This is a genomic window from Caballeronia arationis (assembly GCF_001544975.2).
GTDB classification, from domain to species: Bacteria; Pseudomonadota; Gammaproteobacteria; order Burkholderiales; family Burkholderiaceae; genus Caballeronia; species Caballeronia arationis.
In genome coordinates, this window is record NZ_FCOG02000148.1 from 1 (window position 1) to 13,810 (window position 13,810).

Annotated in this window: 13 protein-coding genes; 6 read left to right on the plus strand and 7 right to left on the minus strand. The window is 56.9% G+C overall.

Going from position 1 to position 13,810, the window contains the following annotated elements:
- Positions 1-545: 545 nt before the first annotated feature.
- Positions 546-2,285 (plus strand): site-specific integrase, encoded by a 1,740-nt coding sequence (locus tag AWB81_RS35945; RefSeq protein ID WP_327373108.1) that lies wholly within the window; start codon positions 546-548, stop codon positions 2,283-2,285.
- A gap of 87 nt (positions 2,286-2,372) precedes the next feature.
- On the opposite strand, the gene AWB81_RS35950 is transcribed toward AWB81_RS35945, so the two are convergent.
- Both AWB81_RS35950 and AWB81_RS35955 read right to left on the minus strand, forming a co-directional pair.
- Complete coding sequence (locus AWB81_RS35950) at positions 2,373-2,726, minus strand: hypothetical protein (protein WP_062642524.1); 354 nt, start codon at positions 2,724-2,726, stop codon at positions 2,373-2,375.
- A gap of 59 nt (positions 2,727-2,785) precedes the next feature.
- Entirely contained in the window at positions 2,786-3,202 is a 417-nt protein-coding gene (locus AWB81_RS35955) for a hypothetical protein (RefSeq protein ID WP_144444283.1), read from the minus strand.
- 623 nt (positions 3,203-3,825) lie between these two features.
- Between AWB81_RS35955 and AWB81_RS46030 the strand changes: the two genes are divergently transcribed.
- The 3 genes from AWB81_RS46030 to AWB81_RS35965 all read left to right on the plus strand — a co-directional run bounded on the left by AWB81_RS46030 (position 3,826) and on the right by AWB81_RS35965 (position 4,620).
- Entirely contained in the window at positions 3,826-3,969 is a 144-nt protein-coding gene (locus tag AWB81_RS46030) for a hypothetical protein (protein ID WP_159938990.1), read from the plus strand.
- A gap of 97 nt (positions 3,970-4,066) precedes the next feature.
- Positions 4,067-4,324, plus strand: coding sequence for a type II toxin-antitoxin system ParD family antitoxin (locus AWB81_RS35960; protein WP_062642527.1), 258 nt, complete (start codon positions 4,067-4,069; stop codon positions 4,322-4,324).
- Complete coding sequence (locus AWB81_RS35965) at positions 4,321-4,620, plus strand: type II toxin-antitoxin system RelE/ParE family toxin (protein WP_062642529.1); 300 nt, start codon at positions 4,321-4,323, stop codon at positions 4,618-4,620. The genes AWB81_RS35960 and AWB81_RS35965 overlap by 4 nt, the downstream gene beginning before the upstream one ends.
- Before the next feature lie 156 nt (positions 4,621-4,776).
- On the opposite strand, the gene AWB81_RS35970 is transcribed toward AWB81_RS35965, so the two are convergent.
- The 5 genes from AWB81_RS35970 to AWB81_RS35995 form a co-directional block, all read right to left on the minus strand.
- Complete coding sequence (locus tag AWB81_RS35970) at positions 4,777-5,073, minus strand: DUF4148 domain-containing protein (protein WP_062642531.1); 297 nt, start codon at positions 5,071-5,073, stop codon at positions 4,777-4,779.
- Between the two features lie 578 nt (positions 5,074-5,651).
- Positions 5,652-6,539 (minus strand): hypothetical protein, encoded by an 888-nt coding sequence (locus AWB81_RS45185; RefSeq protein ID WP_144444284.1) that lies wholly within the window; start codon positions 6,537-6,539, stop codon positions 5,652-5,654.
- Between the two features lie 211 nt (positions 6,540-6,750).
- Entirely contained in the window at positions 6,751-7,740 is a 990-nt protein-coding gene (locus AWB81_RS35980; protein ID WP_087135421.1) for a ParB/RepB/Spo0J family partition protein, read from the minus strand.
- The gene (parA, locus tag AWB81_RS35985) at positions 7,733-8,425 is read right to left on the minus strand and encodes a ParA family partition ATPase (protein ID WP_062642537.1); all 693 of its coding nucleotides are present in this window, start codon (positions 8,423-8,425) and stop codon (positions 7,733-7,735) included. The genes AWB81_RS35980 and parA overlap by 8 nt, the downstream gene beginning before the upstream one ends.
- Before the next feature lie 1,111 nt (positions 8,426-9,536).
- A complete protein-coding gene (locus tag AWB81_RS35995) occupies positions 9,537-11,117 on the minus strand; it encodes a replication initiation protein (protein ID WP_062642541.1) in 1,581 nt (526 codons plus the stop codon).
- A 1,564-nt stretch (positions 11,118-12,681) separates the two neighbouring features.
- Here AWB81_RS35995 and AWB81_RS36000 point away from each other — a divergent pair.
- Positions 12,682-13,386, plus strand: a complete 705-nt coding sequence (locus AWB81_RS36000) for a VirB8 family type IV secretion system protein (RefSeq protein WP_062642544.1) — start codon at positions 12,682-12,684, stop codon at positions 13,384-13,386.
- A 2-nt stretch (positions 13,387-13,388) separates the two neighbouring features.
- The coding region (locus tag AWB81_RS36005; protein ID WP_159938991.1) for a TrbG/VirB9 family P-type conjugative transfer protein at positions 13,389-13,810 on the plus strand (422 nt) is incomplete at its 3' end.

Below are 13,810 nucleotides of genomic sequence, written 5' to 3' on the forward strand. Positions count from 1 at the left end.
GCGGTGACGTCATCCAGACCTTCCTGAATCAGGCGTCGCTTCTCTGCCTCGCGAGTAAGGAACTGGACCAGCGCCTTTTTGATGATCCACTGGCGGGGCCGCTCAAGACGCTCAGACAACGCATCTACTTCCTGAGCAAGTTCGACGGGCACCTGTGCCGTCAACGTCCTAGTCTCTGCCACCTGTCGAGTCTCCGTCGATGGTTCAATAGGAATTATTGTAGACCAATAAATGGCCTGTGTTACGCAAGGTTTTCGCGGGCCCGAGTTCGTCCAACGGGCGTCCAGCGAATCGTCAGGTAGTCTTGCCGGCGCGTATTCCGACGTTCGGTGGCCGCCAACGCCGACCTTTCGCGACGCTCCATGCCTGATAATTCGTATTATCAGGCATGGTTTTAATGGGTAAAATAGGGGGGTAGGGCATCTACGTCCCGTCCAGACGGGCCTCCAGACAACGAAAAGACTCAGATGGCCAACAAACCACAGACCGTCTCCAAAAGCCGGGCGTCGTACACGCGCAATCACTTCGCGGCGCTACGGGCTTACGTGCAGCGCATCCCCCCGTCGACGATCGCGCGGCTGTATTTTTCTGAGGACGAAGACGGCAACGAAGCGACGCCGGGCTGGGTCGAGTCGTTTCTGAGGCGCATGCAGGCGGAGTTGGTTGAACTGGCGCTCGAGCATGGCTCGACGGTTTTGGCCGACCACCTGAAGTCGTCGGCCAAAGCGCACGGCAGCGCGCGCCTGACCGCCGTGACGCTCAAGATGGTCGAGCAGGCGGCGCTCTTGGCCGTCGCGAAGCCCGAGCCGACGCACGGGGTTGGCATGTGGTTCCGGCCGCTGGTCGCCCGACGGCTGAAAGACGCGGGCATTGGCACGCTGGCCGAACTGGTGGACTTCTGCAACCGACGCGGCGGGAGTTGGTGGCGGGCGGTTCCGCGTATTGGGCCAGGCCGCGCGCAGCGGGTCGTGTCGTGGCTGCGTCAGAACGAGGATGCGATCGGTGCGCGCGTCGGCGCCGACGTCTCAATCGACGATCCGTTTTCGGCCCCGGAAAGCGAACTCGTAACGATCGATACGGATTCGGGCATCCTGGCGCCGCTGGAGCGCGTGCGGCTGCCGAGCGAACTCTCCGGCGCCGGCGGCCTGAACCGCCACGCCAGCTTCCCCTACATCGTGGCGCACAACGACCTCGAGGCGGTCCGCGCTTACCTGCACCGCTACCGCGAGCAGCCGAAGACACTGCGCGCGTACACGAAAGAGTTGGAACGGTTCCTTTTGTGGACCGTGACCGTCAGGCGCAAAGCGCTCAGTTCCCTGCTGGCTGACGATTGCGAGGCCTACCGGGATTTCCTCAAAGCGCCCTCGCCGGCTTTCGTCGGTCCGCGCCAGTCTCGCGCGAGCGGGCGCTGGAGGCCATTTGCAGCGAGCGAGCTGAGTCCCGAGAGTCAGCGGTATGCGGTCCGCGCGCTGCGTGCGGCGTTTGCATGGCTGGTCGACGTCCGCTATCTGGCTGGCAACCCGTGGACCGCCGTGTCCGACCCGGTCATCGTTGAACGCGAAAACCTCCTGAAAGTCGAGCGCGCCCTTCCCGCCGACCTGTGGGCGCGGATTCGCGGCCATATCGATAGCCAGTGCAAGCCCCAAGCGGCTGCCTACTGGCGATCAGCACGAGTCGCGATCCTTCTAGCTGCGGACTCCGGACTTCGGCGCGACGAGCTCGCGTCCGCCCGTAGAGAAGGCATATCGCCCACGGAGCATGGCGACGGTGAAGACTTGGTGTGGCAATTGACGATCGTCGGCAAGCGCAACAAGCAGCGCACCGTCCCGGTCAGCCCGGCCGCGATCGAGGCGTTGGCGGCACATTGGAGAGACCGCGGCGAGGACTTCCGTGGCGCGACGGCGGGACCCTTGCTCGCACCAATCTTCATTCCGCCGGGAAAAGAGGCCCAAGCGAAACATGCGGACGGCGCCCGGCTCGCCTACCACGTCGACACCATCAACTTCATGATGGAATGGGTCATGAAGCGTCTCATCAAGGGAATGCCAGACCTGACGACGGACGAAATGAAGTTGCTGGCCGGTACATCGACGCACTCGTTCCGTCATACCTTCGGCACGCACGCCGCGGCAGAGGACGTGCCGCTCGACGTCGTGCAAAAGATCCTCGGACATGCATCGCTGCAGACGACGTCGATTTATGTCCAAGCGGAGAAGCAACGGATGCTTCGAGAAGCCGCCTCGTTCTACCGTCGTCCGAAAGTCGACCCACTGAGCGAAAGTTGAAAGCCCGGACAGAGACGCCAGATCGATGGCTGCGAGCAAGACGCAATAGCTACCATGCTCAGACGTGCGGCTCCGTGTGCGGCTCCGTCAAATGAATACCCCGTCCTCGGGAACAAATTCGAGGTCGTCCGAGAACGGAAAGATGCGTTTGTACGCCTCAAGCGGTAACCCGTTCGGATGTAGTTCGTCGCGGACGATTCCTTCGAAGAGAACGGCGCAGTGATAGTGCCACGCCGGATGCGGGTCAAGGTATGCGCCCGACGGCATCCAAATTTTGCCGACGAGCTTGGCGCCTCGGTCACGAAGTTCTTGCCTCAACCGGATGGTTATGAGCCAGACGCCGGCGTTCCGTTGCTGGGCCTGAATCCGTTGCTTTTCTTTGCTCGCCCACTCGTCGCATTCCATGGTCCGCGGATCGGAAATGTCAGTGTTCAGTTGCATCGTTCATTTGGCTAGTTGGAAAGAAGTCGCTCACGCGGCACTTGTTGGCGGTCGGTGGCTCAGTCGATAGACGGTTGAAACCGCGGGCCGCTTACGTTGATATCAATCCGATAGACCGGAAACTTAGTAGGGACAACGAGGGCCGCACTGAGCTGCGACGACGAAGTGGACATGTATTTCGGTTCGATCATTAGCAGGTGCTCTCCTTTTGCCAAGTAGATCTCGACCGCGTCGTTAGTACCTAATTCCGCGGTCTTCGCACCGTCCACGTTGAGAAGCACATGCATCCCCGAACCGATCATCGTTCCACCGTTGCGGACCACGGTGATTTTCTGTTTTCCCTCGCCCGGTGTTGTGTTGGCCGCAGAAAACAGACGCTCGGCCGGGACTTTGTCCGCATCTCGCAATTGCGTCATGGTTGAGCCGCAGCCACCAAGTGCGACTGCGGCGAGAAGGCCAGCTATAAGACGTTGCATACACTCCCCTTAGACAGCTACATAACCCGGTGGGCCGGGGCATTGCAAATCCGCGGCCGACTCATCATTACGGCATCACCTGCGCAGACTTTAGGGTCGGGTCGCTTGTTGGCCCTTGCCTACGCTTCGAGAATTGAACACAATGCCGGTGCTCGAAGTGAGCCATCAAAGATTGGAGAGACGCATTGACCCAGTTTTTGACTTCCCCTATCGCCCACCGCTGCCTGGAAGCAGCGAGCGCTTGACCAGTAGGGGGAACAACGGGGGCAAACGCTGAAGGGAGGTGTCGCGAGCGGTCGCTATCCGTCATCGCCACGACGTCCCACTCTCTGCCGTTCCAGCGGCAGATGGTGTGCATCTTTGCAAAGGCGGAAGGTCGCTGGTTAGCCAGAAGTAGACTTCTGTTCGGAAACGAGACCTTCGCCCCCGGCCCGGAAGGGTATCTATCCTCACTGGGACAAACGCCCGCATCCGCAGCGGTCCCGGCCTGTACCAGTCAGGGAAGTCACTTGGGCGTTCGTATTACCCCTGAGCGCAGTATTCGTCCAGTCGTCAACTAAAGTCGCAGCCTCCGTTTGCCGATAAATCGGCGGACAAGCATCCTGCGACGGTGGCGCGACCTAATGATCGAACAGCTCAAGCACGCAATCCACTACCACTGTGGTCACATCATCAACAAGACGGAAGGCGGCAAAGATCACAAGCCCCTCTGGCAGCGAGCGACGCAACAGCAACGCGACGAAGCTCGAGAAGGAGTATTTGTGTGATTTGTGCGCCGAGCAATGTTGTGGCACTCTTGCGCCCGCGCTTGATAATAGTTGATAAGCGTTGCACTATTGGGTACTTACTCGGAGGGGAAGAACCATGATTAGCGCAGACCTTGGACAGCAGCTCGAGGGGTACATTACGAAGCTGGTCGAGTCAGGACGCTATGGCTCGAAAAGCGAGGTGCTCCGCGAAGGCGTGCGACTGATTCAGGATCGCGAGACGCAGCTGGCCGCGCTTGATGCCGTGATCGAGCGAGGCATCGCCGATTCAGATGCGGGTCGAGGAAAACCCGCGGAAGAAGTGTGCGACCGGCTGGAAGCCAAGTATCAGGCGATGGTGAACGGCAAGGCATGATTGTTCGCATCCTGCCTGGCGCCGAGGCCGAGCTTGAGGCCATCGGCGACTACATCGCCCGCGACAATCCACGCCGTGCCTTGAGCTTCGTTCGCGAGCTGCGTGACAAGTGCATGAGCCTCGCAGACATGCCCCTCGCCTACCCGCTCGTGCCTCGCTACGAAGGCCGCGGCGTGCGACATCGTGTTCACGGCGGCTACCAAATTTTCTACCGTGTCACCGGGCACCCCGAGCGCATCGACGTCATTCACGTCCTGCATAGCGCCCGGGACATCGCCGCTATCCTTTTCCCATAGCCCCAGAACGAAAAAAGCCCAGGACGAACTAAGTGCTGGGCAAGCCATCGGCCTGCCGGTGGCGGAGGTCCTAATAAGCGAACTGGCCGTCTGCGGTTTCCCGGCAGCGGCCAGTTCTCTAGTACTTAGCGCGAGCTTCTTGGCTCGATCGGTTGATTAGTGACCGAAATAGACAGGAGCAATGCTATTGCCGGTGCGAGCCGGGCCGCCCGATGCCGATGCAGTATCGGCGACGCCACCGTAGCTGTTCGGGCCGCTTTGTGCCGCGACCTTGGCTTCGGCAGCTTCGATCTGCGCCGGGTACGTCGTGCGATCCATGCTCGGGTTGTATCCAGCATCTCGGAGCTGGACCAGTTCAGCCTTAACTTGGGCGCGAGTAGGTTGGCTCTGAGCGAACGAAGAAGCTGCCGGGATGGCGAGTGCAGCGGCGATGATGATAGTTGCGAGTTTCATGATGCTTACCTCCAGAGTCTTGTTTTCGCAAACAGCCCTGTTTGCGTTTCAGTGACTTCAGTATAGGTAAGCGTCTGCTTAAGATTAATGAGCGATTGCCCAATAAATCGTTGCTTTATTCGGGATAACCCTAACCGCCCGCCCTCCCTTTTCGACGGGACCGCATGATGAGCGGACGCGCTAGATTGCCGCCGAAGCGTTCCCACCTACTTTCCGCAGTTTCACCGGTGAAACTCCCACTCGATTGCCACTGCTTTCCGCTAGCGCGTCCGTTCATTGTTTAGCAAGAGGCGGAGTTTCTCTAGCGCGACGAGCTGCTGAAGGTGAAATGCCTCGTCGAGGACTCCGCGAAGCGCTGCTCTCTAATACCAGCCGTTGGACATCCGCATCGCGCCCTCTATAGCGACTCCAAAGCAGCCTGAGTTCGTGGTAGCTGACGGGCAGGAAGCTCGGAAGAGACATAGCGAGGGGTGACTTGCTGTGTATATATACAGTGATTTAACCACAGTTGTTTCCGGGGTCATTGGCCCGCCCGGATTTGCGGGCGGCAGCGTCAGATTCAGTATATCGACTTTCTGTCATCGCTTTTTGCGGACCGAGACTGAACCGACATGTCGTTTGAACCTCATATTCATCACCGACACCTGCACTAGTGCCGCCAACTCGTCAGTCCCCACCATCAGTTCTTCCGTTTCCGCCAGCCCCACCCTGAATTCAAAGACCATAGCCGTTGGCTCACGCCGAACGACGAGTTCAACACCCTGTTCGGGGCGCACCTGCAGCAGCGTCGCCACGATCTCGTCTGTCGTGCGGCGTCGCGGAGTCAGCAGCATTTTCTCCGCGCGCGTCGCCAGCTCGCGCGTGCCGATTGCTTTCTGGATCCTGACTAAGATATCCCCAAGATCGAACGTAATCGGCGTCAGTTCGAAGAGTTCGAGTACCTGAGGAGGCAAGTCCGAGATCGCGACAGCTTTTAGCACACGGGCTCTACCCCAGCCGGTGATTGCTTCAGCCGACCTTGTCGAGGTCCAACGCCCTTCGGCAAGTCCTCGCTTGTATTCAGAAGCTAGCACTAGAGGCGGAAAAGCTTTCGGCGCACGTACAGGCGAAGAAGGCTCCATACCGTCCAGCATTTCGACGATTTGACGCCAAGTTTTTCCTCGGGGATCGATATGTAGCGCCCGTTCCGAGAGGGCGTCCGTGCCGTGCTTGCGGGCAAGCCGACAAAGCTCCCTTGCCGTTTGATTGAGAATCCCAGCAACATTGAAGAGCGAAAGTACCGGTTCAGGAAGCTTCGAGACACCTACTGCTCTAATGAGGATTTCAGCTGTTACTTTGGGTCGAACCGGCGCCAGCGCTGCGACCGCCTGTTTTTGTGTATTCCAGGCACCGCCGAGGCCCGAGCGGTAGAGCGCAGCAAGAGCGAGGGGATCGCGCGATATTGGGGCATCCGGTTTGTCTGTCATTTCTTCCCTACTGATACTTTGACCGAATTATCGACTGGGCGACAGGCTTCCGTTATTAAAGAAGGCAGTTTTGCACCGCTTTTCTTTATTCGCGTCGAGCGTCTTTTTGTAGGCTCCGCAACGCGGCTCGATGGCCGGCCGGCGTCCAGCCCTCCGAAATCTGACGTAGATCACGGAAACATGCTGAACGAATAGTCGCTCGCAGGTCGGCTCAGCCCTCTAACTCTTGGCTCCAGACTTCGATGAGTTCTTTCATTCGCTCGGCGAGCCGCTGCTGGGCCTCGCCTTGGACGCCGACGAGACTGAGCTCCGTGCGACCATCTCCAAAAAGCTTCATCTCCCCTAAGGCGACTCCGTCGACTCGTTTGAACTGGACACGGGATTGGTAGTGGGTGCGTCGTGGGCCCCCGCGCTTCGTTGGCGCATCAGCAGCCGCGACTTGCTCAAGTCGCCTCACACTTGCTCTGCCTTCAAGGATTTCGTGCAGCCAATGCTCCGCTACCTGCTGTCCTGCTCGCTCGAGGATGAGTTTGAGGTTGTAAGCATGTGCCAAGCCGACAGACTTCGGGAAACGCGCCATCTGCGTCAAGAATGACGTCGGCAGACTGTTCAGTAGGATGACTTTATTTACGTGTGACGGAGCCTCTCCGACTGCGGCGGCCAATTCCGAATATTCACGATATATGCCTTCGTCTAGCAGACGCTTCCATGCAACCGCGTCGTCGAAAACTGTTTGCTCGTCGCGTTCCTTATTAGCTCGATATGCGCGAAGATAGAGAGTCTGCTTCTCTAAGGTTTCCTCGCAAAGCTCTGCATCAATGAATTCGTCCCCCCGTGACTTTCCCGCCCTGAGTCGCCGTTCACCGTCGATGATCACAAATTTCCCCGGAAACTCCGGTAGTCGCGTGACCTTGATCGGTTCTAATTGGCCCTCTTGCTCGAAGCTCCGTGCCAAACCTTCGATTGTCTCGGCGTTATAAAAAGAGCGCGGGTTGTATGGGTTCGATACCGCCTCAGAGATTTTGATTTTGAACCGGCCCGTTGGTCGGACGATCGCTTCGGACGCTTTTCCGATCACGTTGACAGCCTCCCGCCGTGCGGTTTCGGCGACGTCATTCTTCGCAAGCCGCGCCTCAGCGGATTCTCTCTCTACCGCCATTCCGGCACGCACACGACTCGTTAGATTCAGCTGTTTAGCCATTAGCCATTACCTCAGCGTTATCTTCCGCGTTCAGCAATTCAACGATCTCTTCGTAGAGCGAGTTGATTTCCTCTCGCGCCGGTTTCACGCCGCGCACCCCGCGAACATCGAACACCGTACGCCCGAGAGCCGCAGCCTGAGGATAGACTTCGCGGTGACGGACGTTAGTCCTCAACAGAGACACGTTGCTCTCTTTTAGGACATCGCTCATCTGGCGATGTAGCAATGTTTTAGAATTTGACTTACTTACGACTATTGCGAATTTACCCTGAGTATTGTGTACACGCGTTCGTTCGATTAGCGCCATCATGCCTTCGCTGCTCCACAAGTCCAAGGGGGAGGCGTTTGTTGGCACAATGGTCGCGTCAGCGACTGCAAGGACACGCCCCGTTGTCAAATCATCAATGTTGGGTGGGCAATCAACGATAACGATGTCGTAATCGTCCGCAAGCCGCCCGATCTCGTTCCCAATATTTTTCTCAAGCTTCCGTACTGCACCAACTCTGAAGGGCAACGGAGTACTCGGATCTGCAGTGGCCGCCCAACTCATGCATGACTGCTGCCCGTCGGCGTCAGCCACGAATACCTTGTAGCCCGCCGAACTAAAGGCGCCCGCGAGGTTCATGGTGGTCGTAGTCTTACCCACCCCTCCCTTTTGATTTGCGATTGCGATCACTAAACCCATCTGGTCCTCCTAGACAGCAGCATTTATCCGAGTGCCAAACCCACGTATATAGCCGACCGAGCCATTCTAGTTGGCGGCTGACGAGAAATCTAGAAGTCACTTTAACTGCGAGTACGCAATAGTTAAAGACGATCGAGGTCGCAAATTGATCGATTGAATCACTCGCCTGGTTGGGGCTTATGTTGGCAACGTTAGTTCGGCCTTGAGTTCAGGCGACAATGTCGACGTTGGTGCTCTTGACATGCGGGAGGCAGGACGGCAGAGATCTGCCGCGTGTCAGAGCGCTCCGACCTAAACGAGTCGCTCTCACGCATCTCTGGTTCGTCACATCTGTCCAGTGGTACCGTCGGCAATGCCGTCTACCACGTGGTAGCGCGGACCATCCCACATCTCGGCACTGCACTGCGTTGGAACTGCCGCTCTAATTTGCCACACGGTAATGCCGCCGACCACGTGGTAGGCGGAGTGGTCTTCATCAATCATTACGACAGCACCGCGCCGTTCCGCCGTTCCCATCTACGACGTGCCAGTCGCCTCGTGCCATCTACCACGTGGTAGTGCAGCCTCGTCGTCTACGATCAACGCCAGCACGCGATGATTCGTCTACCATGTGGTACTGCAACCTTGTCGTCCACTATCAACCGCGAGTAAAGCGATGGTTCGCCTACCACGTGGTAGTGCAGCCTTGTCGTCTACTATCAACGCCAGCCGATGCTTCGTCTACCACGTGGTAGTGCAACCTTGTCATCCACTTTTAACCGCCAGCAACGCGATGATTCGCTACCACGTGGTAGTGCAGCCTAGTCGTCTACAATCAACCGCCAGCACCGCGATGATTCGTCTACCACGTGGTAGCACCTAATTTGAAGGTACTGCTTTGATGCCCGATCGATTACCCGATCTGGTCGAACCGGGGTGAACACGGGCAAGGGGCCAACGATTATTTTCCCAAAGAGTCACGAAAGCCGTAGTGCGCATTCCGACCTCGTTTCACAACCCGATAGTGATACGTCGTGTTGATGCCGAATCGAAATGTTTTGATCCTTGCACTGCCCGGTAGATCGCGCATAACACTCCGAATACGACGCATCTGTGAAATTATAGGTATATGTCAAACGCGATCGGTACGTTTCAGAAAGTCCACAAAGCTCGCACGAGCGAGCGGGTGGGTAACATCCGGCGCGCTGCCAGGTGTTATCTTCCTTGCCTGACGGAAATGCTTGCCTTCCGGGGACCCTAAGAACAGATCCCATAGCGCTTGTTTTTCTTTTTGCTGGAGCGAGGTCCAATACTCGTCCATCTGATTTGTTTGACTCTTTCGCACTTCGCTTCGCTTCCGCTCGATTGCTTCCTCGCGACGCTGAGCATCCTCCAATTGAGCCGCCTGCTGGCGACGCTCCCGGAAGACTGCTAGCTCCGCCTTCTCGCTGTTCGTCAGTAAGTAACGGTCTTCTGTGTCCCGCAACGCACTCTTAAACAGCGATTGCCAATTCTTGACCGGAGCTTTCTGCTTATTTAGTACATAGCGAAAGAGCAGGACATCGGCAATGGCTTCAATGCGTTCAATTGGAAAAGACTCCGCGATCTCTTTGACTTGCTTCTGGTTCAGCCCAAACTCTTCCCGAAGTTCTTTGTATTTTCCCGGGTCAAGATACGCGCCTTCGAGCGCCAATTGACTCTTTGGATTTTGTACTATGACGAAATTCAACGACGTGATGAAGCGCTTTTCGCGGCCATATCTCACTGATGCGAAGATGTCTCCCAATAATTCGAGCTCCGCCAGCGCAGGTTGGATGACTCGCATACTAAGCCGCTTGAATTCGAGGTACTCATCATCAGCAACGCCCATACGTTCGCGAAACTCGCTGAGAGTCATATATCCGGTTTCCCCCCGCCAGAGATTTTCACGGAGGATCTCGTACAGGCTTAAGGAGTACTTGCTCTTGAACTTTGCATTCATCCGCATCGAAACGTGGTGGTACCGATCGGGAGCAGCATATAGCTTCAGGAGAAATGCCGGAATCTTGTAGTGCAGTGTTGTCCCTTCGATCAAAACGTCCTGCACCATCTGAGTGGAAAACCAGCGGTCACCGTCTGGTATTTGCATGAGCGACTGCTGCATTTCAGTCAGTGACTCTTTCAGGTAGGAGTAGTCGTTCACGTTGTGATCGACCAGCCACGACAGGTAATCCAATGACACCGAAAAAACCTGCTGTGTCGTCATCGTCGGGCGGGCGACGAAAATCAAAGCGTTGTGCAACTTACTCTGAAGTAACTTCAATGGATTAACGAAGCGGACCCGTTGGCTGACCTTTTTTAATAGGAGTTCCTCCTTGATCTGGACAATCGGAGTTCCTACCCGGAACAGGTCGAGGCTTTGTTGGAAATTGCGGCGACCTTCTGACTCGTTACTAAGATAAAAGCGCGTCATATCTCCCGAAGATAGACGCTCTAAAAGCTTAGCCTCGTCCTCAGCGGTGAGCACATCGGCGACATCGCCCCCGATCTGCGCAAGGGAAGCCCCGTCCCCTTCGTTCCAGTCGATTGCTTCGACAATCTCCTGCGACGGGGCAGCCACGCCAAGCTGCTCCACGCCTTCAATCACTCGCGCACGACTGCTTCTTTTGCTCTTTCCGTTCATACGCACTCCGACGCCCATATGGGCGGTAATATGCTTGGCTTTAAGCCCCATGTCAAAGAGTTATCCGTAGTCTTTGAAGAGACAGATGCAAGCGGCCCTATTTTTTCCCCCCTATAGACGTAGTTCCCTGGCGCGTCTTGGACTGATTGGCCTGGCGCAACCCCCGGTCGAAGCTTGCAGTTTTGCCCGGTTCGCAATCGCTGCCACCTCAGAAACGTAGTCCTGGACTTGTCGTCAATATTGTTGGGCGCAGGCAACGTCCGCCCAATAGGGATCACGCGAAGCGCCCGCTACGACGGGGAGGGCAGACCGGGTAAGGACTACGGTTGTAGGGCGTGTTTTCAGTTTCTTCGGGTGATGCGTAAGTACAGGCAACGCGGCCCTTGTAGGAAGCACGGCTAATCGGGCCGAATTGTGATTGTGAGGGCATGAAGCCTACGTTTATCTGGGAACCCACGCGTCAAGACTACCTTTATAGGGCGATTGGCAAGAAAGATCCCCATAACCGTAGTCCTTTCCACAACTCAACAGAAAGCAACTGTGCATGCTCCCTACTAACGTGGGCCTCAGGCAGTGGTACAGGCGTTGTGGTGGAACCATTCTCTGCAAACACCTGCATGCACAGTCCCCGGGGCAACTGAGAGATTTCTGATGTGGAAAACTTTCAGAGGATTCGAATCTTTAAGTAGAGAAAATCTAATCTAATCGTTTACGCCGGGTAAGCACTTGATTTGGCAGCGAAATCAAGATGGGAGGACTACGTTTATACGTGACAAACGCACGACAGATGTAGTTTCAGGAGTTCAGGACTACGGTTGTAGGGCCGCTCAGGTCCACGTTTGTCGGGGTGTAGGACTACGTTTGTTCGTTAGGTCTACACCCATAGGTGTAGACCTTCGCCTGGCACCGTTGAAGGCTGGTCGCGGAAGGCAGGACCGGCAGTCGGCGAAATGAACAGTTCGGCATGAAAAAACGGCCCAAAAGCAAGCAGATGCGACAAAGCCTGGGTAGCCGACGGCGGATGCCAATCTGGCTTTTGGCTTTAAGACTACAAATATTGACATACGACCGCTCTGCACCGCCTGCGGCTAGCTACTCTTCAACGGCGCCACAGCGCTCAACATCGCGGTCAAGATTCCGTACGCGCGAGGACAATACTGCAGTCGTTGCGTCAACCACTACGTGGAAGACAGTAGTCATACGCCCGGTGCTGTCGAGGTCGAGGTGATGACTGCTTGGTGACGGAAGAGCGCTATCCGGATAGCGTTGTTGTTTGATTGCTGATGGAGTTAGGTGACTGAATTCAAAAGGGAAAGCCGTTGTTACAAAACCTGCCGTTTAGTCACCAGCCTCTTAAACGGCAGGTTTGCTTTCGTGCAGATTACGTGTCGGCGTTGTCATCGCACGTTTCACGACACCTGAATTGAGAAAAAGCTATACATTTTTACGCGTCATTCCCCGAAACGGCCGCTATCCGGATAGCGTTGCCGCAAGGGGTGGCGATGGGGTCGTGCCGACAGAAGCCCGCAGTGCAATGGCGCACAAAACTCATCGTCTTTCGGGCTAGAAAAGGACGCTCGCGCTGTTTCAATGGTGACCATTCCAAAGGGTTGCCATGCGTCTTTTTAAGAACAAGCGTCGGGCCGCGCTGTCCACGGCCCCCGGCTCATACGCCGAAGAAGATCCAAGCAAGGTGATTTTCGAGACGAGCACAAGGCTCAAGCTCGAAGCTAATCGCTGGATGCTGATTTCGTTCGGCCTGGCTGTCATCGCGGCCGGCGCCGTGTGGACGCGGCAACCACCGCCTTCGGTCACTCGCGTCGTGGGCGTGTCTGCCGACACCGGCGGTCATCCCATCGTGACCGAGCTTGTCGCCTATAAGCCCGACTCGCAAGCGGTGAGAACGACGGTCAAAGACATGGCCGTTCGTTGGTTCACGATTGAACCGGTGTTGTCGGACCGCCTCGAGACTTCGCGCATGACCGCGAACATCAACTCGGTGAAAGCGCAAATGATAGGCGCGGCAGCCGGTCAGTTCCGCGACTGGCTCAAGGCCGACACACCGTTCCAGCAGATCACGGCCAACCCCAAACTGATCCGCGAAGTCGACGTGCGCAACATCGCGTTGCTAGAAGACTCGACTGTACTCGTCGAATTCACGACGAGCACCTCGCAGGCTGGCGCCACGGGCAAGCCGGACGTGAAGTCGTACGCGCTCACGCTGCGCTATCAAATCGTCGCACCCACTGCTGAGCAGGCGCTGACGACGAACCCCTTCGGCATCTTCATTCCGTTTTTCCGCCTTGAGCGGACCGCATAAGCATGACCGCAACCATTTTCAATAAACGGCCGGTCATCGGCATGTGCATTCTCGCTGCGTGCGCAGCGTTGCTTGCTCAACCGGCTGTGGCCAAGAAAGCCGCGAGCGACTCGGCGTTTAATGCCGCGATGGTCGCTGGCGACCCCATGAGCCCGATCAATCCGTTTAACGGCGGGGCGGCCCCGCTGACGATGCCGGGCGACGCGCGCATCGGCGTGTTTCCATACAGCCGCGACCAGATCTACCGCGTTCTGACCGCGCCGCTCAAGCTAACGACGATCGTGCTGGAGAAGGGCGAGAAGCTGATCGCCGACCCGGCGATGGGCGACAGCGTCCAGTGGGAGGTCGACGACGACAAGATGAACCACGTGTTCATCAAGCCGCACAAGGCTGACCTCGTCAACACGCTGCATCTGACGACGAA

Excerpts from the sequence above, each read along its gene's own strand:
- AWB81_RS35980 (WP_087135421.1), bottom strand. The coding sequence starts at position 7,740 with ATGGCTAAACAGCTGAATCTAACGAGTCGTGTGCGTGCCGGAATGGCG.
- AWB81_RS46030 (WP_159938990.1), top strand. The coding sequence starts at position 3,826 with ATGATCGAACAGCTCAAGCACGCAATCCACTACCACTGTGGTCACATC.
- parA (WP_062642537.1), bottom strand. The coding sequence starts at position 8,425 with ATGGGTTTAGTGATCGCAATCGCAAATCAAAAGGGAGGGGTGGGTAAG.
- AWB81_RS35950 (WP_062642524.1), bottom strand. The coding sequence starts at position 2,726 with ATGCAACTGAACACTGACATTTCCGATCCGCGGACCATGGAATGCGAC.
- AWB81_RS35995 (WP_062642541.1), bottom strand. The coding sequence starts at position 11,117 with ATGGGGCTTAAAGCCAAGCATATTACCGCCCATATGGGCGTCGGAGTG.
- AWB81_RS35965 (WP_062642529.1), top strand. The coding sequence starts at position 4,321 with ATGATTGTTCGCATCCTGCCTGGCGCCGAGGCCGAGCTTGAGGCCATC.
- AWB81_RS35955 (WP_144444283.1), bottom strand. The coding sequence starts at position 3,202 with ATGCAACGTCTTATAGCTGGCCTTCTCGCCGCAGTCGCACTTGGTGGC.
- AWB81_RS35970 (WP_062642531.1), bottom strand. The coding sequence starts at position 5,073 with ATGAAACTCGCAACTATCATCATCGCCGCTGCACTCGCCATCCCGGCA.
- AWB81_RS35960 (WP_062642527.1), top strand. The coding sequence starts at position 4,067 with ATGATTAGCGCAGACCTTGGACAGCAGCTCGAGGGGTACATTACGAAG.
- AWB81_RS36000 (WP_062642544.1), top strand. The coding sequence starts at position 12,682 with ATGCGTCTTTTTAAGAACAAGCGTCGGGCCGCGCTGTCCACGGCCCCC.
- AWB81_RS45185 (WP_144444284.1), bottom strand. The coding sequence starts at position 6,539 with ATGACAGACAAACCGGATGCCCCAATATCGCGCGATCCCCTCGCTCTT.